A 22397-nucleotide genomic window follows, 5' to 3' on the forward strand; every position below is an offset into this window, starting at 1 on the left:
GTTATTGACACCACCAGCAAACAACTCATTCATCAATTGATCAACACTTTGTTTTAAACCAGAGTTAATAAAATTTGTCGGCATGACCTACTTCATCCTCGCAAGCTTAAAGGGCGGGCTTTGCCGTATATTAAAGAAAATTGGTTTTGTCTTTTCTCCGAAGGCTGCGATATAGGCATCTGTACCGCCATAAAATTTAAACGGCTGGTTTTCAAGAAATTTGAAATCGCCTTTTTCAAACTGTTCTGCATATTTTGGGCTTTGCACAATTTGTTCAATAAGAACTCTCAGTAATCTGATCTGCATAAGATTGAGACTGTATTCAACCTTCAGGAAATCAATCAGCGCCTCCATCTGTTGGTATGGTGTAGGCAGTTTCCCGATGTCCAGCGCCTCTTTAATAAAATCTGTGATGTCCGCAAAAATCCGATAAACCTTTGCGAGATTGGTTTCATTGAAGTATTCAACAGGACGATTTAAGACCTCAGTATTCAAATATTCCATAAGCTGGTCTGTAAAGTTATCTGTTTTGGCCGCTTCCACAAGGTCGGGTTTTATTTTCGCAACCTCTCTTATCTTTTCCTCCCATTTGTTCTGATACAGCATGCGGTCTACCTTTTCTCCTTCAGGGCCTACCTCTATAAACTCAGTCATTACCAGCATATCCGGAGATTGAGAGACAAGAAGCCCTTTTTCTGCTCTGCGTTCTTCCGGTATCTTTTTGGAATACTCCGCTATATCTTCTGCACCGACAGGCGCCTCAAAATCGGGGGCTGGCAATGGTGCATTGAAATCGTATTCTTCTTCAAAATACTCAACAACTTCACAAAAATCATGGATGATAAAATGAGTTTTCTGGGTTCCATCAGAAAATGAATAACGGCGGGTTCCACGGCCTTTTATTTGTATGTAATTTGTAGACGAAGCGATAGGACGGGCAAGGACAATGTTTAATATCTCTGGACAGTCATAACCAGTTGAAAGCATATCAACAGAAACAGCAACTCTTGGCCAGTAGTTTTCATCTTTACGGAATGCCTTGGCGAAATCCGAAGCTCCTTTTACTCTTGAAGTTATGACCTGTGCAAACCTCCCATTTGCTTCAGGCATAAGGGCATTCAATTCCTTTGCGAGTGCGCCCGCATGATCCTGAGATACAGCAAAGACGATAGTTTTGCCCATTGAGCCATCAGGAGTTTTTAACGCATACTTAAGAAACTCCTCGCATATAAGCCTGTTCCTGTATGGCACATTGACCTTTCTCTCAAGTTCTGAAATGGCGAATGTATAATCTTCACCATCAATATCAACGTTCCAACCCTCTTCGGATACAGACTCTCTCGTTATGAGAGAATAAAGCTTGTATATTTTTGGAGGCACGAGATAGGGGCCGGGTTGCGGCGCATTCACGGCATCCTGAATGGAATATCTGTATGTCGGTTCTCCCGCCTCGCAGCCAAAGTGTTTGTAAGTGTCTCTCATCATGCGGTATTCAAGCGCCTTTGGATTGTTTTCGCTCAGTTCTTCAATATCAATATTTTTGAGGAAATCCTTCGGTGTTGCAGTAAGCCCTATTCTTGTTGCCTGAAAATATTCAACTACCTGACGTGGGAGTTCTCCATAAATTGAACGGTGACATTCATCGTTAAAGACAAGGTCGAAATATCCGGGCGTGAAATCTTCTTTATAGTGGATGTTGAGGCTCTGAATGGTAGCAACAACCACAGAGGCCCCGCCCCATTCTCCATGCTTTCCCGGTTTATAGCGGACGCTCTTAATATTTATCACGAAATGCAAGCTGAAAAGCTTCAAGCGCCTGCTTTGCAAGCTCAATTCTATCAACAATGAATAATACACGCTCTGCCTGATGCGATTTTAAGAACCTGTCGATTATTGCGGCGGCGAGTCTTGTCTTGCCCGTGCCGGTTGCCATTTCAAGCAAGAATGCCCTTTTGCCTCTGTCGTATTGTGCAACAATAATATCGCTTGCCTCTTTCTGATATGCTCTGTCAGCAATGTCGAGCAGATGTTCAACCTGAGATAGAGGCTTTCTAACGAGTTTTAAATCTGTTCGCCTCTGGAGGTCGTCAGGTGATATAAAACGCTCGATAGGTCGCGCATCACCTTCATCAAGATCCCAGAAATAAATCTGCTCTGAGTTTGCGAGGAAAATATATTTACATCCGTGCGCAAGGGCATAGCCGTGTGCCTGTCCTTTTGCAAGATAGACATCGCCTTGATTGTCGTCCTTCGCTTCTAAAACAGCAAGGTTCTGCCCCTTTCTTCCTAAGAGAAGATAATCAGAAAAGCCTGCGCCGCAATGCTGTTCAGTGAGGACATTCTTATCCGGGCCTTCGAGTTTCCAGCCAGCCTCGATCAGCTTTCGGTTAATGATTATCCTTGCGTCTTGTTCTGTCATAGTTTTAACTGATTAAACCTACGCCACATTTTATACTAAAGCACCTGATTTTTTCAGCACGAAAAAAGAGCAGGAGATTTCTATTTTCTGCTCTATGGAATTACCGCACTATATAATTTTCAGCTTCGCATCAAGCACCATTGCGCCCTTTGGATAAAGCGCAACAGGATTTAAATCAATCTCTTCAACATACCCTGATGCTATTATTTCGGATACTGTGAGGATTGTTTTTATGAGCGCAACTATATCAACAGCGGGCTTTCCGCGGTAGCCCTCAAGAAGCCTGTATCCCTTCACCTGCTTAATGAGCCAGAGAGCGTCTTCTTCTTTTAAAGGCGCAAGGGCAAAGGCAATGTCTTTGAAAAGTTCAACAAACACCCCTCCAAGACCGAACATCACAACAGCCCCGAACTGCTTATCAATCACACCGCCTATGATGACCTCAATCCCCTCGTGAGCCATCTCTTCTATAAGCACACCTTCTGCATTCTCAATTCTCAGCAGTTCTGAGACAGCCTTCTTTAGCTCAACATCATTCTTCAACCCTAACCTGATACCGCCCGCATCGCTCTTTGATGTTATTTTTGCGGATGACACCTTCGCCGCAAGCGGATAAGCAAGGGTTGCAGAAGGAATATACCCGTCTTTGTCTACAAATATGCCGTTAGGAACAGTAAGCCCAAGGCTTCTTAAAAACACCTTCACTTCATGCTCAAGAAACACCCTTTTCCCTTTATGCTTTTTCAAAAAGGAAACCGTGCGCTTCAGAACAGAATCATCACTGGCTGTCATGGATAAAGTTTACCATAACACATAAAAAATGACTTCGCTTTTAATGAACTGTTATGGTAGAATTTTACCGAGTTAACTATTCTCTATAAAACCCTAAAGAGGAGGAAATATGAAAAATTAATAATCTTAATTTCGTACATGCTGTGTGTTGCCGCGCCTGCCTTTTCACAGGAGCTTTCAGGCCTTGACATCATGAAAGAGCAGAAGAAAAGGCACGAAGCAGCCCAGGAATATGAAAATATAAAGATGGTGCTTGTTGACAGTTCAAACAATAAAGAAACCCGCGAATTAAAGCGCTATGCCAAGAAAGACAGTGCAGGGCTTTTTAAATATCTTGCACGCTTTGAGGGGCCTGCCGATATAAGAGGGACAGCGCTGCTTACATGGGAACAAAAAGACAGAGAAGATGACCAGTGGCTTTACATGCCGGCATACGGACAAAAGCTTAAGAGAATTGCAGGCGGCAATAAGAAGGGATATTTCATGGGCACTGATTTTTCCTATGAAGACCTCAGGCCTGAAAAACTTGAGACCCACACATACGCTGTCTTAAAGAAAGAAAAATACGACAATCAGGACTGCTATGTTATTGAATCCCTGCCGTCAACAGATGAAGAAAAGAAGACCACCGGATACGCAAAACGGATTTTATGGATTACCACAGACACCTTTGTTACCCTGAAGGTGGATTTCTATGACCACAGCATGAAACTTCTCAAGACACAGACCGCGCATAATGTAAAACCGATAAAAGGAAAGCTGATGCGCGCAGACAAGGTATTAATGACACACCACCAGAACAAACATCAGACACTGATGGGATTGGTAGACCGGAAGATAGACGGCAATATAGACGATTCAATATTCACAGAACGCGCAGTGACAAGCTTCAAATAAAAAGCCGCCCCTCGCACAGGGGCGTGGATTGAAACAAATAAAAAGGGGAATACGGGGAAAACATGGAAAAGCTTGTCAGATTTTCATACGATAAACCGTGGATTATAATCCTTATTACCGCTTTACTGACTATTGCCCTTGCCATACCCGCGCTTCAGTTAAAGATAGATGTCTCAAGCGACAGGTTCATGGCAAGGGACACGCCGGAAAAGAAGAGATATGAAGAAACTAAAAAGGTCTTTGGCTCTGATGTCCTCTCTTTCGTTTATATAAGAGATTCCGACCTTTTCACTGAAAAGAAACTCAGCCGCCTCCGCGTGATGTTTGACCAGCTTGCTAACATGAAAGGTGTCGAGAAAGCTGAAAGCCTGTTCACAATTAATAACATCAAGGGACAGCAGGGCATGATTGATACAGCTCCGCTCCTTGACATAATACCCGGAGATCCAAATGAACTGCTGATAAAACAAAAAGACGCCATTGAGAATCCGGTAATTTACAGAAATTTCATTTCTCCTGACGGAAAATCCACGGTTATCTCCCTGTATCTCAGCAGGGATAAAAAAGATGATAAGTTTGACAGTCGAATCAAAAAAGACATAGAAAAGGTTACAAGCGAATATAAAGGTGATTTTCAGGAAATATTCCAGACAGGCGCTCCTTATGTGAATACATCTATGTCGGAATATATCGTTGACGACCAGCTTGTTCTGGTGCCGATTGCTGTTTTTGTATTGCTTTTCACTATTATGCTGACACTCGGCAACTATCACGGAGCAATAGTGCCGACAATAAATGCCGCAATAAGTATTTTTTGGACGTTTGGCTTAATGCGATTGCTGAGCATACCGATAAATCCCCTTACTGCTATAGTGCCCGCTATTATGATTGTTATAGGCTCAACAGAAGATACACATATGGTCACTGAGTTTTTAGAAGCCACTTCCAAGGGCGAGCCTCCGAGAGAGGCTGTGCTTATCGGTATAGGCAAAAAGCTCGGCATGGCATTTTTCTTAACCGCGCTTACCACAGTTATCGGTTTTGGCACGATTGCCTTTACTGATGTGGTTATCCTGCAGGATTTCGGAATAGCTTCAGGCATAGGGTTTTTCCTGAACTTTTTCATAACAGTAACCATGACGCCGGTATATCTCAGGTTTTTCGGCAAGTCCATTATGGCAAGAGGGTTCCATAAAGACACAAAAGGCAGCAAGCTTCTTGAAAAAATCGTGCATAAAGTAATCTACTGGGGCTATCAATACAGAAGAAGAATAATAATCGCAAGCTCTTTTGCCCTGATAATCTCGTTGATTGCTTCAGCTTTCATATATGTCAACAATGATGTCATATCATACTTTAAGAAAAGTTCTCCTATTGTAAAGGCTGCCGAAAAAATGCATGAAAACCTGTCGGGGCAGAATATCTTTTATGTCGTCTTTGAAAAAGATACGGGTGATTTTAAAAGCGCAGCCAGCCTTAAAAAGATAGAGGAGGCTGAAGCATACCTGAGAAACCTAAAGGTATTCGATACAGTGCTAAGCCTCCCCGACTACATATCACTCGTAAACAAAGGGATGCAGAACGGAGACCCTGCATTTCACAAGGTCCCTGACTCTGATAATTTGATATCACAATACCTGCTGTTCTTCCAGCGGAATGACATAGAGCGGTTCGTCTCAGGAGATTACTCTAAAGTCAATATCATGGTTCGTCATAATATTAATTCTTCCACAGAGTTAAATAATCTTGTTGAAAAAATCAAAAAAGATTTAAACAGCGGACGTTACGGCAAATACAGCAATGTTTTAATTACAGGCGAAGGAATTTTAATTGCAGATGCCGCTGAGAACTTTATATCAGGACAGCTCACATCTCTTATTTCAACAGCCGTAATGATAGCTGCAATAATGGCGTTCCTTTTTATGTCATGGAAAGCAGGATTGATTGTGCTAATACCAAATCTGCTTCCGGTTGCCATATTCTTCGGCCTGATGGGAATTGCGGGAATTCCATTAAATGCGGGGACTGTTATGGTGGCGGCGGTTACCATTGGCATTGCCGTTGATGACACCACTGTATTTATGGTTCTTTACAACCAGAACCTTAAAAAATACGGTGATGAAAAAAAGGCGCTTGAAGATACGCTTATCGCGGAAATCAAACCTATATTCATTTCAAGCGTCTCGCTGGCAGTAGGGTTTGGGACCTTGGTCTTTTCGAAGTTCGTTCCCATAGTTCAGTTTGGCGCTCTCAGCGCATTTGTTATGGTCATCGCAGTTGTTACGGAATTGTTCATAACCCCTATGACGCTCTCATCTGTACGCCTTATCACTTTGTGGGATGTTATCGGCCTTGAGCTGAGAGACCGGCTCATCAAACAGTCCTTATTGCTTGAAGGCCTGAGCAAGTTCCAGATACGGCGGCTGATTCTGATGTCCCACATGCAGGATGCTAAGGCAGGAGAGCAGATAATCCGTGAAGGCGATGCGGGAGACAAAATGTATCTCGTTGTGGACGGTGAGATGTCCGTGTCTAAAGATGTCAATGGCAAACGGGCGTCTATTGCCACATTGGAACCTGGCGATGTATTCGGAGAAATTGCGCTTGTAAGCAGTCAGCCGAGGACAGCTGATGTGTTTGCTGTAACTAATGCAAAGCTTTTATCGCTTGACTGGAAAACACTTGAGAGATTGCGCCGCCTGAGCCCGTTCATCACTTCAAAGCTTTTCCTCAATATCTCAAAGATTTTAGGAAACCGCCTTATAGAAACTACGGACAAAATGGTATGCCGCATATAAGATTCTGTTTAACAGCCATCATATTTATTCTGTTTTCAACAGTTGTTTTTGCACAGGACGAAACCCCGAAGGCTGACGACCTTGATGCGTTGCTGTCATCGGACAAGCCTGCAAAACAGGAAGAAAAAAACCCTTTTTACAATGCCTTCAAACAGGCGAAATGGACCTGGAATGCAATAGGATATAATTTCACAAAGCACAACGAACATCAGGACCAGGGCAGGGGGGACGATACAAAGTTCAGGCAGTTCTACACGCAGTTATTAATGGATACATGGCTGGAGCTGATGAAATATGAAATTAAGGTTGATCTGCTTCTGCAGTACGGCTCTGAAAAAGACCAGTACGGCCCAAGCCGGGCTGCATATTTTTCACAGTTGTATGTAAAGAAAAAACTTGAAACATCAGATCTTGTCTTTGGATATAAATACATAGAAGACGGAATAAGCACGCTTTACTCTCCGGCAAAACGCATCGCAAAGTATGACGCTGGCCATCCCACAGACCCGGACAAACTGGGAGTCTGGCAGGCGTCATGGACGTATTATTACACCGGAAACAACAGTACGGAGTTGAGGCTGCTTCCCTATTTTCAGAAATCGCGGTATCCGCCTGAAGCTTCGCGATGGAGCGCAGGCAAAGGCGACTATGACCTCGTTGATTCGGATATCCCAGGTCAGGTTGATACGGACTATCAGATTACAGAAAAGAAAATACGGCACCATCTGACTGATTCAGGCTTTATGGCCAAGCAGAAAATGACAGTTGAAGGCGTTGATTTTTTTGTAAGCGCGTATGAGGGATACCTGCCAACCCCTGTGCTTAAGCGCGTGAGTTCCAATCAATATGAGAAACAGTATATAAAGGGCGGCATTATTGCAGCAGGATTTTCCACAGTGCAGGGCAAATGGGAATGGCACGGCGAAGGCGCATGCGAAATTCCTGAGAACAGGAAAGAGGATACTTATATCAACTATGTATTTGGAACCGAATACGATCTCAATACATTTATGAAGATTGACGTTATAGACTCTGCCAAGCTCATTGTTGAGTATTCAAACGAATGGGTGCTTGAAGACCAGAATCACCCTGACTATCCTGTAAACCAGCGGTCTTCGCGTTTCGGGCGCAATGCCATATACATACTTCAGAAAGTTGATATTAACGACAAGAATAAGATGTCTTACGGCGCCGCATATAACATTTCCAAAAAGGACAATACTCACCGCCTGACTTACGAGCGTAAATTTAAAGAGGGCAAATCCATAGAAACATTCTATGAGTGGTTTAACGGCGGAGAAAAAACACATTTCGGCCGGTGGAAGGAAAATGACCGGATAGTGGTCAAATTCACCAAAAAATTCTAAATTTCTTTAATACATCCTTGAAAAAATTAAAAGGAGGAGCGCCCTAAATATTACCTGCTTATCATTGCTTTTATCCTCTATGTATGAAAGAATAATTTATAAAAGAACCTTCTGGTCCGGAGGATACGGATTTTATGCTTCCAGAAAAACTTAAAAGGATTGACGAAACAAAAATAGAAGTTCCGGCTGATTACAAGCCCGGAATGAGGGTTAAAGGGATTATTTATGTTGACGAAGTCCTTGAAAAAGACCTTGAATCCCAGTCTGTTGATCAGGTTGCAAATGTCGCAACACTGCCTGGTATTGTGAATGCTTCTATGGCAATGCCGGACATTCATTCAGGTTACGGGTTTGCAATAGGCGGGGTTGCGGCATTTGATTTAGATGAAGGGGTAGTCTCACCGGGCGGCGTGGGCTATGATATAAATTGCGGTGTGCGCCTCTTAAGAACCAGCCTGATGAAGAACGATGTTACGCCGAAATTAAAAGACCTTGTCGGAATACTTTATAATGAAATCCCTTCTGGAGTCGGCTCAAAGGGCAAGATACGGCTTACGCCTGACAGCGAAAGAAGATTGATGCTGAATGGCGCCCGCTGGGCTGTGGAAGAGGGATACGGAGAGATGTCAGACCTTGAAAGGATTGAATCAGGAGGGTGCATTGACGGCGCAGACCCTGACCTCATAAGCAAAAAGGCTTATGAGAGAGGAAGGGCACAGCAGGGGACTCTCGGTTCGGGAAATCATTTCCTTGAAATTCAATATGTGGATGAGATATACGATGAAAAATCTGCCAATGCAATCGGCCTGTTTGAAGGACAGGTTACTGTGATGATACATACAGGCTCGCGCGGATTCGGGCATCAGGTATGCACCGACTTCCTTGAAGTGATGGAGAGGGCTGTCAGCAAATACAAAATTGAACTTCCCGACAGGGAACTTGCCTGCGCTCCGTATAAAAGCCCCGAAGCACAGGATTATCTTTCTGCGATGAGGGCTGCCGCAAATTATGCTTGGGCGAACAGACAGTGCATAATGCATTGGACAAGAGAGGCGTTTATGAGTTTTTTCAGTACAACACCAAGAGAATTAGGAATGAGCCTGATATATGACGTTGCGCATAATATCGCGAAGGTTGAAGAACATATTGTGAACGGCAGAAAGAAAAAACTGGTAGTCCACAGAAAAGGCAGCACACGGGCCTTTCCGCCGGGACATCCGGACTTGCCTGATGTGTATAAACAAATAGGCCAGCCTGTTTTGATACCCGGTGATATGGGAAGGGCATCGTTTGTACTTATAGGGACAGAAAAGGCGATGAGCGAAACATTCGGCTCAACATGCCACGGCGCAGGAAGGGTGATGTCAAGGCATCAGGCAATAAAGAAGGCAAAAGGTCGGGCTATATGGCGTGAGATGGAAGACAAAGGCATAATAGTCCGCTCTGCAGGACGAGAGACGCTTGCAGAAGAGATGCCGGAGGCATATAAAGATGTCTCGGATGTGGTTGATGTTGTTCACAAAGCAGGAATATCAAAAAAGGTTGCGAGATTAAGGCCCCTCGGTGTTATTAAAGGATAGAAATCTGATATAATCGTTCTCAATGAAAAATATCCTCTCTATTATCCCTCTCGGCGGTGTTGAGGAGATAGGCCTCAACATGACTGTCATGGAATACGATGATGACCTTATCATTGTGGATGCCGGGCTGATGTTCCCTGAAGAGGACATGCTCGGCGTTGATTTTGTCATTCCTGATTTTTCTTACCTCATCGAAAACAAGGATAAGATAAAAGGCGTGGTGCTCACTCACGGGCATGAAGACCACACAGGCGCACTGCCCTTTCTTTTAAAAGAGATTAATGTTCCTATCTATGGTACTCCGCTCACACTCGGGCTTGTTAAAGAGAAACTGAAAGAACATTCTCTTGAGAGTGCGAAGCTCATCCCTGTCAAGCCGAGGGATGTGGTGAACCTCGGAGTGTTTTCAGTAGAGTTTGTGCGTGTGACCCACAGCATTGTTGACGGTGTGGGATTGGGGATAGATACGCCTCTTGGAAAGGTTGTGCATACAGGAGATTTCAAACTGGACCCGACGCCTGTTGACGGGCAGTTAATGGACTTTCACAAGTTTTCCGAATATGGAGAGAAAGGCACCCTCGTGCTGCTTTCTGACAGCACGAATGCTGAAAAAGGGGGATTTACATTTTCCGAAAAGGAAGTAAGCCGTGCGTTTGAGGACATCTTCTCAAAGGCGCACGGGAGGATAATAATTGCGACTTTTGCCTCAAACATACACAGGATTCAGCAGGCGATTGACGTTGCAGTAAAGTTTGGCAGAAAAGTAATTCTCTGCGGCAGGAGTATTGTCTCAAATGCGCAGATTGCCCTGGACCTTGGCTATCTCCGGATACCGAGAGAGACCTGGCTCAGGCTTGAGGATTTAAAAAAGCTTGAAGACAGAGAGGTAGTGATTATAACAACCGGCAGTCAGGGCGAACCGATGAGCGTGCTTTCAAGGATAGCTACCGATGAGCATAAAAATATAAAAGCCAAGCATGGAGACACGGTAATACTTTCAGCAAAGATGATTCCCGGGAATGAGCGTTCCATAGGAAGGATTATAAACCATCTCTTCAAGAGAGGCGCAAACGTTATATACGAAAAAGTTTCAGAGATACACGTCTCAGGGCATGCATCAAAGGAAGAGCTTAAGCTCATGCTTAATATGGTGAGGCCAAAATACTTCATACCCGTTCACGGCGAGTACAGGCACCTGGTATATCATTTAAATCTGGCTGAGAAGGTGGGCATTCCGAGAGAAAATGTATTTATACTTGAAAACGGCGAGAGGCTTGAGGTATCAAAAGACGGGGCCAAGAAAAACGGCAGGGTGAACTCAGGCAGGGTATTTATTGACGGCAAGGGAGTTGGAGATGTCGAAGACATGGTTCTTCGCGATAGACGGAGGCTTGCGTATGACGGTATTGTGCTTGTGATAATTGCGGTTGAGAAACTCACAGGCAGGGTTGTCTCCGGTCCTGACATAATAACAAGGGGTTTTGTATTTGAAGATGCATCGCCTGAGCTCCTCAATAATGTTAACAGCCTTGTCTCTGATACGCTGAAAGAACTTGGCAGGGAGATAATGTCAGACTCCTCTCTTGTTAAAGCCAAGATTAGAACTGCACTCAAAAAGTATCTCAGGAACACAATGGAAAGAAGCCCTATGATAATGCCGATAATATTTGAGGTGTAAGAATCTGTTATAATTACACAAATGTTAGAGGCGATAATTCTTGGAATTGTTCAGGGATTTACTGAATTCCTGCCTGTAAGCAGTAACGCATGGACATGATACTTCTCTTAAAAGGGCTCTTTCTGGGGATTGTGGAGGGCATAACCGAGTTCATCCCCGTCTCATCCACGGGCCACCTGATACTTGCCGGCAACCTTCTCGGTTTCGATGACGAAAAGGCAAAGGTCTTTGAGGTGTTCATTCAGTTGGGGGCGATCCTCTCGGTCGTATGGCTTTACAGGGAAAAGATCTTCGGCGTGGTGAAAGGGCTTCCTACACGTAAAGAGGCCCGATCTCTTGTAATCAAGCTTATCATTGCGTTTCTTCCGGCCGCATTCATCGGCCTGCTGACGCATAAGGCCATAAAGACTTACCTCTTCAACCCGATTACTGTTGCGGTGGCGCTCATTGCAGGAGGGCTTGCGATCTTGATAATAGAAAGGATGGACCACCGGTTACATGTGAAGGATGTTGATAACGTCACACTGAAACAGGCCATAGGAGTTGGGATCGCTCAGTGTCTGGCGCTCTTTCCGGGAGTTTCGCGTTCAGGGGCAACGATCATGGGGGGACTTATCATAGGGTTTGACAGGCTGGTTGCCGTAGAATTTTCCTTCTTTCTCGCTATTCCGACCATGTTTGCGGCAACAGGGTACGACTTGCTTTCGAGCCTTCACGCGCTCTCGCTATCGGACATCCCGCTCTTCGCCGTTGGTTTCGTTACATCGTTCTTCTCCGCGCTGATTGTCATCAAGTCGTTTCTCAGGTATGTCTCACGGCATAATTTTGCAGGGTTTGCGTATTACCGTATAGGATTCGGTTTGCTCGTCCTTGCCTTTTACTGGCACAGGGGATGGAAATTCTGAGATGGCTGTTCCTTTATTTTTTCAAGACACGCTTTGGATATTTTTGTGTATTATAGATTCATGCTTGCAGTTATAATCATTGGAGGGATATGGCTGAAAGGATAAAAAGGGTTAAAGACGAAGTCCTTGGCATAGTCTCAATCTTAGGCGGTATTTACATTGGACTGAGCCTTGTAACCCACAAAAAATGGGACCCTTCTCTTTTCACATTTACTAACTCTTCCACAAAGAACTACGGCGGTATAGTAGGAGCTTATATGGCAGATGCTTTGCTGATGATTATAGGCATATCAGCCTTTGCTATTCCGCTGTTTATAGTTGTATACGGCGTTAAGAGACTGTTCAGAAAAGAAGGCCACAGGATACATTTGATAGGCGCACTGCTTTTTGTCCTGTCTTCTTCCATCCTTTTGTCTCTGATGTCAGCCACGTTTAATCTTAAGGTTGAGAGTAATCCGGGAGGTATCGCAGGACTATTCATCTCGGATTTTACAAGAAATCTTTTATCCATACCCGGAGCGTATATTTTTTCACTGGCAGTATTCCTGTCTTCCATCGTGCTTCTCAGCCCGGTGTCATTGGTATCGCTTGCGTTGGGAGGCAAAAAGAAGGAAACAGATGAAGATAAACCTCCAGAAGAGCCATTTATTGAAGAGAACATTATTCAAGGCGCAGAATCTCCGGAGCCTTCTCTGACTCCGGGCAGCTCGGGGCAGTTTGAACATGAGGCGCCTTTATTTAAACCGGTAAATACAAAACCCAGAAGGGCAGGAGACTATACTCTGCCTTCTTTAGAGCTGCTTAATGTATATGACTCAGGGATAAGGCCGTCAAAGGATGAACTTCTGACAAGCTCTTCTCTGCTTGTACAGAAACTCTCCGATTTTGATGTAGATGGAAAGATAACGCAAGTGCAGGCAGGGCCTATTGTGACAATGTATGAGTTTGAACCTGCGCCAGGAGTGAAGATAAACAGGGTTGTTTCACTGTCAGACGACCTTGCGCTTGCGCTCAAGGCTCAGGGAGTAAGGGTGTCTCCTATTTCCGGCAAGTCAGCCATAGGGATTGAAGTTCCGAACAGGCTGCGCGAGACAGTATCCCTGAGGGAAATTGTGTCTGCCGACAGCTTTATGAAAAACCACTCAAGACTCACACTGGCGCTGGGAAAAGATATTTTCGGCAATCCTGTAGTTTCTGACCTTGCGAAGATGCCGCATCTTCTTGTTGCAGGGGCCACGGGCTCCGGCAAGAGCGTATCAATAAACTCTATGGTGATGAGTATTCTTTACAAGGCGTCACCGAAAGAGGTTAAGATGCTGATGATAGACCCTAAACTTCTTGAACTTTCCGCTTACGAAGGGATTCCGCATCTTATCTCGCCTGTCATAACAAATCCGAAAGAGGCGGCAGAAGCGCTGCGTAAGATGGTTTTTGAGATGGAGAACAGATACAGGCTGCTTGCTCAAAAAAGCACGAAGAACATAGAGAACTACAATAAAGTGGTTTCAGAGGAGGAGCAGCTGCCTTATATTGTTATCTTTATAGATGAGCTTGCAGACCTGATGTTTGCCTCTGCAAATGAAGTTGAGGATGCCATAGCAAGGCTTGCACAGATGGCGCGCGCCTCAGGCATACATCTGGTCCTTGCAACACAGAGGCCGTCGGTTGATGTTATCACAGGCGTCATTAAGGCTAATTTCCCGGCAAGGATCTCGTTCCAGGTTACCACGAGGATAGATTCAAGGACTATCCTTGATGGGCAGGGCGCTGAACAGCTTCTTGGCAAGGGCGATATGCTTTTCATGCTTCCGGGGACAAAGATAATGCGTGTACACGGAGCGCTCATCACAGAAGACGAGATAAAAGCCGTTACGGATTTTATCAGGTCACAGGGAGTCCCGGATTATTCCATATTCGAAAATATACAGATAGAAGAGCATGTTGATAACGAGCCCTCTGCCGAGAGGGATGAGATGTATCATAAGGCAGTGGAACATGCAGAGTCTGTGGGTGAAGTGTCCATATCGTCAATACAAAGGCGGTTTAAGATAGGTTATAACAGGGCTGCCCGCATTATGGAACTGATGGAGGAAGACGGGCTTGTGGGCTCTCCGAAAGGCGCAGGCAAACCGAGGGATTTCCTGAGGAGAAGAAGGTGATTAAAAAACAGTCGTCAGAGCAGCAGAGCAGCAGAGCAATAGAACAACAGTCTTCAGCGCAGAAATCTTTAACTACTGCGCTACTGCGCTACTACGCTATTGCGCTTATCTCTCTGTTCACTGTTCACTGTTCACTGTTCACTGCCTTTGCTGCAGATGATGAGGTTGCAAGGATTCAGGAGGCTTACAGGAATATAAGCGATATGAAAGCAGGCTTTGTCCAAAAGAATTATATGAAAGACCTCGGCAGGACAGACACATACAAAGGCGTTCTTTTTATAAAGAGGCCTTCAAAGATGAGATGGGAATACAAGGGTGATAAGCCGCAGGAGATTATAATAAATAACGATAAGATTTTGATATATAAAAAGGCGGAGAAACAGGCGTTCAAAAGCGCTTTCAGCAGACAGACATACGGTCAGGCTCCTGTGGCCCTGCTGAGCGGTTTTGGGAAGGTAAGGGAGGAATTCAACATAACCAAAAAAAATAAAAGGCTGGTTCTTGTGCCTAAAAAGCCTATGGGGAATATTGTTTCCGTGGAGATAGAAACATCTGATGATGACTTTCCTATAAAATCTTTTATAATAAATGACATGCGTTCAAACAGGATTGAGATACAGCTTCAAGATATTGAGATAAACACAGGCATTAAAGATGCGGCCTTTGACTTTTCTTTACCTGAAGGGGTGAACATATATGAGCATAATTTTTAAGGCTCTTAAAAAAGCTGAAGAAGAGACAAAGGTCGGGAGAGAGACAGTTAAAACGTCTCAGACTTATCGCGTCAGGAGTAAAAAAGCGTTTGGTATAATTATTCTCGGTATTGCTGTAATTGCGGCGTCGTATTTTGCAGGCATTTATCTGGCTAAAAATAAAACACTCTCAAAGCTTTTTATGAAGTCTTTAAGTAAGGCTGTAGATGTCAAGCCAAAGCAGCAGCCCGCAAACATTCAACCTCCGGCACTTCCACAGGCTCAAACACCAGCGCCTGTTTCTGAAGGCACGGATACAGTAAAACTTCATGAAGATGCGATAAAACAGATAAAAGACAAAAATTATTCGGCTGCTGAAAGCATCTTGAGAAAAGCAATTAGTCAAAAACCCGACGATGCAGTAATGCATAATCACCTCGGGCTTGCATTAAAGAATCAGGGCAAATATAAAGAGGCATTAACATCTTATGAAAAGGCTCTTAAGCTTAAGCCCGATTATTACGAGGCCATGAATAATTTAGCCGTAACCCACGAGATTCTCGGAGACAAAAAGAAGGCAAAGCTTTTTTATAAAAAGGCGCTTTCTCTGAAGCCCTCATATGCTGAGGCCCATTTGAATTATGCCCTGCTGCTTGAGGCTGAAGGAGACGGTCTGACAGCGGAGAGCCATTATCAGACCTTTCTTAATCTTTCGTCTGACGAATCCCTGAAAAACAAAGTTAAAGAGCGGCTTAAGGGGATTAAAAAGTAAGTCAGGCTGCGTCTCTGCTGAAATTGCAGGGCGCTCAGGAGGTTATTTGACGAAAAAGCCTCAGAAGAAAGAAGACATTGAAGCCTACCGGCATGAAACGGGCAAACGGAAAAATGCCGTGCCTGTAGGCCTTGCATCGTATGAAACAGTTAGAAAATAAAAAAGCAGTGGCGTCAATATACAGCCGTGTCAAGGAGATTCTTGAGACTGCAAGAAGCGGTGCATATCGTGCCGTCAATTTTACGATGGTTCAGGCATATTGGCATATCGGCAGAGAAATCGTAGAAGAAGAGCAGCGCGGCAAGCAAAGAGCCGAATATGGAGCAGCCCTCATTGAGGGACTTTCAAAAAGACTTACTGCTGAATACGGTCAGGGATTTAATAAAACAAATCTTTGGTATATGAAGCAATTTTATCTTGCTTTCCAGATTCTCCACGCAGTGCGTGGAGAATTGTCATGGACACACTACCGACTGTTATTAAAAGTAGAGAAAGACGAATCTCGTCAGTTTTATCTAAACGAATGTGTGCAGAGCAACTGGAGCACCCGCCAGCTTGAGCGCCAGATAAATTCTTTCTATTATGAGCGTCTCCTTTCAAGCAGGAACAAGAAGACGGTCAAAAAAGAAATCCGGAAACTTGAGCCATCCTTAAAGCCTGAAGATATTATTAAAGATCCCTATGTCCTCGAATTTCTGAATGTTAAAGAAAATATTCGTTTTCTGGAGAAAAACCTTGATTTAATCAGGGACACAGAGCCTGTCTAAAAACTCATAAAACAGCGCATTATATCATGATGAACTTGTTTCAGCATCTAATGAAATCAATGAGTTATGAGACCCTGAAATAAATTCAGGGTGACAAATTAATAGTTTTTAGACAAGCTCCACATCCCTATTATCTAAGCTATGAAGATGGATAGCCGCAAGGATTTTAATTGGCGAGCGGGAATATGGCTTTTCGCCTCGGCGAATCGATGAGGCTTTAAAATCAGTTGAATCGCAGAATGTGGTGGAACTTGAGATATGAAATTATCGAGACATGCAAGGAATAACATTAAGCTCTATGAAATAGCTGATGATGACATTCGCAAAACTATAGAATTTCCTGATATTATAGAGAAAGAGAGCTTGAAGACTATAGCTATAAAGAAATTCAGCGGCAAATATTCAGGCTATCCGCTAAAGGTAGTCTATGAAAAAAGAGAAGAGGAGTTGTTTGTTATTACTACATATCCTTTAAAGAAAAAACTGTGGAGGTAAGCTATGAAAGTAAAATATGACAAAGAAGTTGACGCTGCATACATACAGTTGTCATCCAAAAAGCCTGAAGGCGGCGTTGAAATGGCAGAAGGGGTTATTCTGCATACGACTGCTAAGAACGAGATTGTCAGCATCGAAATCCTTGATGCAAGCAAAAAATTCCCTGTAAGAAATCTCTATAAGCTTGAAGTGAGCGCTGCTGCAAGTTAAATTAGAGGTTACTGAGGATATTCTGATGCCTTTATCGCTGCAACAGCAATAGATAAAAATGCAGTCCTTGTTCACAAAGACCCAGAGCTTGAGGTTATTTCAAAATATACGGAGACCTTAGAGTTGCCGTATAAATAGTGAATCAAAGACTCCGAAATTATTATTTGCTCTTATTCCCCAGAACGTCATCAACCCAGCTTAGCGCAGCAGACACTGTTGGAAACCCGATAGTGCTTGTAAGCAGAAGAAGTGCCTGGTATATTTCTTCTGGTTTTGCCCCTGCCTGAAGCGCCCTTCTTGTATGTGAATGAACAGCGCCCTCTGACCTGATGGCAGCCGCAGCAGCAAGCTGAATCAGATGAGAGGTTTTGCTTTTTATAGGGCCTGCTGTTTTTGCGGCCTTTCCAAGACTGTCAACAGCCTTGAAATATTTTTTAAATCTTTTTTTGATGCTCATATATTGCCCCGGAAGTTTAGCCATAGTCTCCTCCTTCAAAAAAGAAATAATCCTCTGTTCTCAAGAACAACAGAGGCGAATGTTAATTATATCTCTATCTTCAACCCCGCCGCCATCTTTGCAGCAAGGACGGTGTTATACATAAGCATTGCAATTGTCATAGGCCCTGCGCCTCCGGGCACAGGTGTTATGTAGCCTGCACGCTCTTTTGCAGCATCAAAATCCACATCGCCTACAATCTTTCCTTCCGGTGTAACATTTATGCCGATGTCTATAACCGCAGCGCCTTCTTTCACCATGTCGCCTGTAATGGTTTTTGCCTTGCCTATTGCAACGCACAGTATGTCTGCCCTGAGACATTCTTCCTTAAGATTAGGTGTTCTGCTGTGGCAAATAGTGACTGTTGCGTGTTTTCTGAGCAGAAGCAACGCAAGAGGTTTTCCAACAATTACGCTCCTGCCTACGATAACCGCATGTTTTCCTTTTGGGTCAATGCCGTATGCCTCAAGCATTTTCATTGCGCCGTGAGGAGTGCACGCAATAAATCCGGGTTCATCAAGCACAAGTTTTCCGAGGGCATCAGGCCCGAACCCGTCAACATCCTTTGCAGGAGATATATTGTTCATTACCTCTTTTTCATCAAGCCCTTTTGGCAGCGGAAGCTGGACAAGTATGCCATTTACCTTGGGGTCGCTATTAAGCTCGTTAATGAGTTTTATCAGTTCTTCCTGTGTTGTTGTGGCCGGTATTTTGTGGGCATAGCTTGCTATGCCTATTTCAGCGCAGGCCTTTTCTTTTGCTGCAACATATTTCTGTGAAGCAGGGTTTTCTCCTATAAGCACAACCGCAAGGCCCGGATGAATTCCTTTAGACTTAAGCTCCTCAATCTCGATCTTTAATTTAGCCCTGATATCTGCCGCTACTTTTTTGCCGTCAATTAATTGTGCCGCCATAATTCCTCCTTAATCTCTTTTCTTTATCAGTTCCAGCAGTTCTCCGCGTGTTGATTCCTTTGTCCTGAATATCCCTCTGACTGCTGATGTCACTGTTCTTGCCCCCGGTTTTTTCAATCCGCGCATACTCAGGCACAGATGCTCTGCATCAATAATTACCATTGCGCCTTTGGGCTTCAGCTTTTCCATAAGCATGTCTGCAAGCTGTGCCGTAAGACGCTCCTGCACCTGCGGTTTCTTTGCAAGGACTTCAACTGCCTTTGCGAGTTCTCCGATGCCTGCTATCTTGCCGGCGCTCGGTATGTATGCAACATGGGCCTTGCCTATGAAAGGCAGGAGGTGGTGTTCGCATACAGAATAAAAAGGAATATCTTTTAAAAGTACCATCTCATCGTGGCTTTCGCCTTCGATGTGTTTGAGTATCTCCTCTGTCGGAGTCTCAAGCCCTGAGAATATTTCTTCATACATCTTGGCGACGCGTGAGGGAGTGTCTTTGAGCCCTGCTCTTTCAGGGTCCTCACCGATGCCTTCAAGTATAAGCCTTACACCTTTTTCTATTTTTTTGATGTCCAAACCAGCGCCCTCTTATCTTCCCCTCAGACAATGCAGTCGATGACTTGTAGAGCGGGTTTAAAGTTTAACATTTATGAATATTTGGTGTCAAAGACGCAAATAAGGTAAAATACCTCAGATGAAAATAAGAATTTATACAATACACAAGGAGATGCTCAAGGAGCTGGTCCTTACATTTCTTTTAAGCCTCATCGCTCTCAATTTTATTCTTATAATGGAAAAGATACTCAGGCTGAGCAGACTGCTTTCCGTTGTAGGCGCATCTCTTTTTGATATGTTGAAAATAATACTGTATCTCCAGCCTCCGATGTTGATTCTAACACTGCCGATGTCTCTTTTAATGTCAACTCTCCTTACTTATGGCAGACTAAATACCGACAATGAGATAGTGATACTCAGGGCCAGCGGGATGACGTTTAAGGGAATAGCAGCGCCTGTGTTTATTCTTGGGATAAGTTGTTTTCTCACAGGCATGCTTGTGAGCTTTTATCTGGGCCCTGTCAGCATGATAAAGCTGAGAGAAACGATTTCAAATGTTATAACGACAAGGGCTCCTGCTGCGATAGAAGAGGGAGTTTTTACCACCCTGTTTAAGGATATTGTGCTGTTTGTGAAGGAAAAACCTGAGGCAGACAGGATGCGTGAGATATTCATATATGATGAGAGAAATAAGAAAGAGCCGAAAGTTGTGACTGCAAAGGAAGGCAGGATTTCCGCTGTGGATGGTATTGACATTGCATTCTATTTAAAGGACGGATATATGCAGATTGCAAGAGGCGGAAGTTCAACAGAGTTTTTCTTTGCCGGGTATCATCTGTCTTTAAACCTAAACACAGAACAGCCGGCGAAGAAAAACAGTGAACTTACGCCATTAGAGCTTTTGCGCGAGACGAACAACCTGTCGCAGCAGCAGGCAGTGCCTTTCTTCCTTGAACTGCACAGAAGACTCTCCCTGCCCTCTGTATGTCTGATACTCATGCTGCTGGGCCCGCCACTGTCTCTGTTTGCAGGGAAATCAGGCAGGCTTGGCGGCCTTACGCTTGGACTTTTTATATTTGCTGTTTTTTATGTGTTACTCATCTACGGGGAAAATCTTGCAAGGGCAGGGAAGATGCCTCACTATATTGCAGCATGGAGCCCGACAATTATCCTTGGGCTTTTCTCAATCGGTGTGTTTAAAAGAGAGGCTAAGAGGTAGCAATGCTGATAATACAGCGGCATTATCTCAAAGAGTTTTTTAAGGTTTTAAGCTTAATTGCAGCGGGGCTGGCCCTCATATTCAGCCTTCTGGACCTGATTGATAAGATAGACGACTTTCTGCCGTATAAGCCTTCTATAAAAAACCTTATGTTTTATGTGGTTTTCAATTTCCCCCGGTATCTTCTCTATCTTTTCCCGATGGCAATTCTTCTTTGTAGTTTGTTTGTCATCAGTCAGGCAAAGAGGAGAGAGGAAATAACAGCAATTAAGGCGGCAGGCGGCCGTCTTAGGACTCTGTTTATGCCTTTCCTGTACGGCGGCATAATCCTGAGTATCTTCAGTTTTATCCTTGGAGAGGCGGTAGTGCCTGAATTCTCAAAGAGGGCCTTCGAGCTTAAAAGTTCAATCATGAAAAAGGGCAAAAAGTTCTCATTCAAAGAAGGCACGATGTGGCTGAGGGCGGCAGACGGTTCTATAGTGAAGATAGGACTGTATATGCCGGATGAAAAGATCGCCAAGGATATCAGCATATTCAAACTCGGCAGCGAGCGCATAAGAGAAAGAATAGAGGCTGAGGAAGCGCGATGGATTGACGTCAAAGGCTCGGATGGCAAATGGGTGCTTGAGAATGTGACTGTATATGACATGGAGAAAGGCTCAATAAAAAGTCATAAGTCGCTTGAGTATCCGTTCATCGGCCCGCCTTCTGTGTTTGCCGAAGAGATACGGAAGCCGGAAGATATGGGCATAAAAGAACTCTTAAGGTATACAAAGAGACTTGAGGAGGCAGGATTCAAAAATCTGAAACTTCTGGTTGATTTGAATTCTAAAATCTCATATCCTGTCGTTAATTTCTTTATGGTTTTGCTCGGCATTTCCCTGCCGATGAGAGGGAAAGCAGGGGGAGGGCTTGCAACAACTGCTATTGGCATTTTTATAAGCCTTCTTTACTGGGTCAGCCATGCAATGTCCCTTTCAATGGGATATGCAGGAATAGTTCCGCCTATTATCGCGGCGTGGTTTGTCCCTCTGGTATTTGCGGTTATAGCTGTAAAATTCTTCAGAAAGATTCATGAATAAGAAGGGTAGTAACTTAAAAACCGGACATTTTCTAAATCGGGATTTGGGTGTTGCATTTCCTCTGTTGTTATTATTATCTTTACTAACTGTTAGAGGATGTGTTAGTATGACATCAGAATTTTAGAAGTTTTTGCAGTTGATGAGGCCACAAAGACTTTTATCTTTGTGGTTTTTTGTTGTGACCTTCTGAGATTTGAGTTTAAAAAAAGGAGGTAAAAGAAATGGCTAATGGAACAGTAAAGTGGTTCAATGACTCAAAGGGTTTTGGCTTTATCACAAGCGAAGACGGCAGTGATGTATTTGTCCACCATACGTCAATCCAAGGCAATGGATTTAAATCCCTTGCTGAGGGTGATAAGGTCAGCTTTGATACTGAAAAAGGCCCGAAAGGCCCCAAGGCAATCAATGTAGTTAAACTGTAATTAGACGGAAAAGGCTTCCTCAGGCTGAGGGAGCCTTTTCATCTTGATTTCAACAGTTCTGCCTTAATCTGCATTATCATTTCATTATTTCTGTCAATTTTTCTATAAACAAGAAATATCTCGTTTTTAATTGCCGTTCCACCCTTCCACAACATCTTTATTCTGCCTCTATTTAATTCTC

The 22397-nt window shown here is 43.9% G+C and carries 22 protein-coding genes; 16 read left to right on the forward strand and 6 right to left on the reverse strand.

Annotated features, from left to right (window positions below; all coding sequences use genetic code 11):
* Nucleotides 1-87: 87 nt before the first annotated feature.
* The 3 genes from HY035_07250 to HY035_07260 form a co-directional block, all read right to left on the reverse strand.
* Nucleotides 88-1788, reverse strand: a complete 1701-nt coding sequence (locus HY035_07250) for a DEAD/DEAH box helicase family protein (GenBank protein MBI3378176.1) — start codon at nucleotides 1786-1788, stop codon at nucleotides 88-90.
* Nucleotides 1775-2419, reverse strand: coding sequence for a DEAD/DEAH box helicase family protein (locus tag HY035_07255; GenBank protein MBI3378177.1), 645 nt, complete (start codon nucleotides 2417-2419; stop codon nucleotides 1775-1777). The genes HY035_07250 and HY035_07255 overlap by 14 nt, the downstream gene beginning before the upstream one ends.
* Nucleotides 2420-2527: 108 nt before the next feature.
* Nucleotides 2528-3211 carry an acetate--CoA ligase family protein gene (locus HY035_07260; GenBank protein MBI3378178.1) on the reverse strand — a complete coding sequence of 228 codons (684 nt, stop codon included), beginning with the start codon at nucleotides 3209-3211 and terminating at the stop codon, nucleotides 2528-2530.
* A 138-nt stretch (nucleotides 3212-3349) separates the two neighbouring features.
* Between HY035_07260 and HY035_07265 the strand changes: the two genes are divergently transcribed.
* The 13 genes from HY035_07265 to HY035_07325 all read left to right on the forward strand — a co-directional run bounded on the left by HY035_07265 (nucleotide 3350) and on the right by HY035_07325 (nucleotide 17531).
* Nucleotides 3350-4108 (forward strand): outer membrane lipoprotein-sorting protein, encoded by a 759-nt coding sequence (locus tag HY035_07265; protein MBI3378179.1) that lies wholly within the window; start codon nucleotides 3350-3352, stop codon nucleotides 4106-4108.
* Nucleotides 4109-4170: 62 nt separating this feature from the next.
* On the forward strand, nucleotides 4171-6906 hold the full coding sequence (locus HY035_07270) for an MMPL family transporter (GenBank protein MBI3378180.1): 2736 nt from the start codon (nucleotides 4171-4173) through the stop codon (nucleotides 6904-6906).
* Nucleotides 6894-8273, forward strand: a complete 1380-nt coding sequence (locus HY035_07275; GenBank protein ID MBI3378181.1) for a hypothetical protein — start codon at nucleotides 6894-6896, stop codon at nucleotides 8271-8273. Before HY035_07270 ends, HY035_07275 begins: the two co-directional genes overlap by 13 nt.
* 134 nt (nucleotides 8274-8407) lie before the next feature.
* On the forward strand, nucleotides 8408-9853 hold the full coding sequence (locus HY035_07280; GenBank protein ID MBI3378182.1) for an RtcB family protein: 1446 nt from the start codon (nucleotides 8408-8410) through the stop codon (nucleotides 9851-9853).
* Between the two features lie 22 nt (nucleotides 9854-9875).
* Complete coding sequence (locus tag HY035_07285) at nucleotides 9876-11531, forward strand: ribonuclease J (GenBank protein ID MBI3378183.1); 1656 nt, start codon at nucleotides 9876-9878, stop codon at nucleotides 11529-11531.
* Between the two features lie 21 nt (nucleotides 11532-11552).
* On the forward strand, nucleotides 11553-11630 hold the full coding sequence (locus HY035_07290; GenBank protein MBI3378184.1) for a hypothetical protein: 78 nt from the start codon (nucleotides 11553-11555) through the stop codon (nucleotides 11628-11630).
* A complete protein-coding gene (locus tag HY035_07295; protein MBI3378185.1) occupies nucleotides 11621-12436 on the forward strand; it encodes an undecaprenyl-diphosphate phosphatase in 816 nt (271 codons plus the stop codon). The genes HY035_07290 and HY035_07295 overlap by 10 nt, the downstream gene beginning before the upstream one ends.
* Nucleotides 12437-12525: 89 nt before the next feature.
* Complete coding sequence (locus tag HY035_07300) at nucleotides 12526-14595, forward strand: DNA translocase FtsK (GenBank protein MBI3378186.1); 2070 nt, start codon at nucleotides 12526-12528, stop codon at nucleotides 14593-14595.
* Complete coding sequence (lolA, locus tag HY035_07305; protein MBI3378187.1) at nucleotides 14592-15308, forward strand: outer membrane lipoprotein chaperone LolA; 717 nt, start codon at nucleotides 14592-14594, stop codon at nucleotides 15306-15308. Before HY035_07300 ends, lolA begins: the two co-directional genes overlap by 4 nt.
* Entirely contained in the window at nucleotides 15292-16059 is a 768-nt protein-coding gene (locus HY035_07310) for a tetratricopeptide repeat protein (GenBank protein MBI3378188.1), read from the forward strand. Before lolA ends, HY035_07310 begins: the two co-directional genes overlap by 17 nt.
* 140 nt (nucleotides 16060-16199) lie before the next feature.
* A complete protein-coding gene (locus HY035_07315) occupies nucleotides 16200-16826 on the forward strand; it encodes a DUF1016 domain-containing protein (GenBank protein MBI3378189.1) in 627 nt (208 codons plus the stop codon).
* A 258-nt stretch (nucleotides 16827-17084) separates the two neighbouring features.
* The gene (locus HY035_07320; protein MBI3378190.1) at nucleotides 17085-17321 is read left to right on the forward strand and encodes a DUF4258 domain-containing protein; all 237 of its coding nucleotides are present in this window, start codon (nucleotides 17085-17087) and stop codon (nucleotides 17319-17321) included.
* A 3-nt stretch (nucleotides 17322-17324) separates the two neighbouring features.
* The gene (locus HY035_07325; protein MBI3378191.1) at nucleotides 17325-17531 is read left to right on the forward strand and encodes a DUF2283 domain-containing protein; all 207 of its coding nucleotides are present in this window, start codon (nucleotides 17325-17327) and stop codon (nucleotides 17529-17531) included.
* A gap of 160 nt (nucleotides 17532-17691) precedes the next feature.
* Here the strand turns inward: HY035_07325 and HY035_07330 are convergent, their stop codons facing one another.
* The 3 genes from HY035_07330 to folE all read right to left on the reverse strand — a co-directional run bounded on the left by HY035_07330 (nucleotide 17692) and on the right by folE (nucleotide 19514).
* Nucleotides 17692-18012 carry a carboxymuconolactone decarboxylase family protein gene (locus HY035_07330; GenBank protein ID MBI3378192.1) on the reverse strand — a complete coding sequence of 107 codons (321 nt, stop codon included), beginning with the start codon at nucleotides 18010-18012 and terminating at the stop codon, nucleotides 17692-17694.
* A gap of 62 nt (nucleotides 18013-18074) precedes the next feature.
* Nucleotides 18075-18941, reverse strand: a complete 867-nt coding sequence (gene folD / locus HY035_07335) for a bifunctional methylenetetrahydrofolate dehydrogenase/methenyltetrahydrofolate cyclohydrolase FolD (protein MBI3378193.1) — start codon at nucleotides 18939-18941, stop codon at nucleotides 18075-18077.
* A gap of 9 nt (nucleotides 18942-18950) precedes the next feature.
* Nucleotides 18951-19514, reverse strand: coding sequence for a GTP cyclohydrolase I FolE (folE, locus tag HY035_07340; GenBank protein MBI3378194.1), 564 nt, complete (start codon nucleotides 19512-19514; stop codon nucleotides 18951-18953).
* Nucleotides 19515-19632: 118 nt separating this feature from the next.
* Here folE and HY035_07345 point away from each other — a divergent pair, with 118 nt between their 5' ends.
* The 3 genes from HY035_07345 to HY035_07355 all read left to right on the forward strand — a co-directional run bounded on the left by HY035_07345 (nucleotide 19633) and on the right by HY035_07355 (nucleotide 22216).
* Nucleotides 19633-20712: an LptF/LptG family permease gene (locus HY035_07345; GenBank protein ID MBI3378195.1), complete on the forward strand. Its 1080-nt coding sequence runs from the start codon at nucleotides 19633-19635 to the stop codon at nucleotides 20710-20712.
* A 2-nt stretch (nucleotides 20713-20714) separates the two neighbouring features.
* Nucleotides 20715-21794, forward strand: coding sequence for an LptF/LptG family permease (locus tag HY035_07350; GenBank protein ID MBI3378196.1), 1080 nt, complete (start codon nucleotides 20715-20717; stop codon nucleotides 21792-21794).
* 221 nt (nucleotides 21795-22015) lie between these two features.
* A complete protein-coding gene (locus HY035_07355) occupies nucleotides 22016-22216 on the forward strand; it encodes a cold-shock protein (GenBank protein ID MBI3378197.1) in 201 nt (66 codons plus the stop codon).
* Nucleotides 22217-22397: the final 181 nt, after the last annotated feature.

Source organism: Nitrospirota bacterium, from assembly GCA_016195565.1.
Lineage (GTDB): Bacteria > Nitrospirota > Thermodesulfovibrionia > Thermodesulfovibrionales > UBA1546 > UBA1546.

Excerpts from the sequence above, each read along its gene's own strand:
- HY035_07320 (MBI3378190.1), top strand. The coding sequence starts at position 17,085 with ATGAAATTATCGAGACATGCAAGGAATAACATTAAGCTCTATGAAATA.
- HY035_07265 (MBI3378179.1), top strand. The coding sequence starts at position 3,350 with ATGCTGTGTGTTGCCGCGCCTGCCTTTTCACAGGAGCTTTCAGGCCTT.
- HY035_07355 (MBI3378197.1), top strand. The coding sequence starts at position 22,016 with ATGGCTAATGGAACAGTAAAGTGGTTCAATGACTCAAAGGGTTTTGGC.
- folD (MBI3378193.1), bottom strand. The coding sequence starts at position 18,941 with ATGGCGGCACAATTAATTGACGGCAAAAAAGTAGCGGCAGATATCAGG.
- HY035_07345 (MBI3378195.1), top strand. The coding sequence starts at position 19,633 with ATGAAAATAAGAATTTATACAATACACAAGGAGATGCTCAAGGAGCTG.
- HY035_07300 (MBI3378186.1), top strand. The coding sequence starts at position 12,526 with ATGGCTGAAAGGATAAAAAGGGTTAAAGACGAAGTCCTTGGCATAGTC.
- HY035_07290 (MBI3378184.1), top strand. The coding sequence starts at position 11,553 with ATGTTAGAGGCGATAATTCTTGGAATTGTTCAGGGATTTACTGAATTC.
- HY035_07310 (MBI3378188.1), top strand. The coding sequence starts at position 15,292 with ATGAGCATAATTTTTAAGGCTCTTAAAAAAGCTGAAGAAGAGACAAAG.
- HY035_07330 (MBI3378192.1), bottom strand. The coding sequence starts at position 18,012 with ATGGCTAAACTTCCGGGGCAATATATGAGCATCAAAAAAAGATTTAAA.
- HY035_07295 (MBI3378185.1), top strand. The coding sequence starts at position 11,621 with ATGGACATGATACTTCTCTTAAAAGGGCTCTTTCTGGGGATTGTGGAG.
- HY035_07255 (MBI3378177.1), bottom strand. The coding sequence starts at position 2,419 with ATGACAGAACAAGACGCAAGGATAATCATTAACCGAAAGCTGATCGAG.
- HY035_07325 (MBI3378191.1), top strand. The coding sequence starts at position 17,325 with ATGAAAGTAAAATATGACAAAGAAGTTGACGCTGCATACATACAGTTG.
- HY035_07275 (MBI3378181.1), top strand. The coding sequence starts at position 6,894 with ATGCCGCATATAAGATTCTGTTTAACAGCCATCATATTTATTCTGTTT.
- HY035_07270 (MBI3378180.1), top strand. The coding sequence starts at position 4,171 with ATGGAAAAGCTTGTCAGATTTTCATACGATAAACCGTGGATTATAATC.
- HY035_07285 (MBI3378183.1), top strand. The coding sequence starts at position 9,876 with ATGAAAAATATCCTCTCTATTATCCCTCTCGGCGGTGTTGAGGAGATA.
- HY035_07260 (MBI3378178.1), bottom strand. The coding sequence starts at position 3,211 with ATGACAGCCAGTGATGATTCTGTTCTGAAGCGCACGGTTTCCTTTTTG.
- HY035_07350 (MBI3378196.1), top strand. The coding sequence starts at position 20,715 with ATGCTGATAATACAGCGGCATTATCTCAAAGAGTTTTTTAAGGTTTTA.
- HY035_07315 (MBI3378189.1), top strand. The coding sequence starts at position 16,200 with ATGAAACAGTTAGAAAATAAAAAAGCAGTGGCGTCAATATACAGCCGT.
- HY035_07280 (MBI3378182.1), top strand. The coding sequence starts at position 8,408 with ATGCTTCCAGAAAAACTTAAAAGGATTGACGAAACAAAAATAGAAGTT.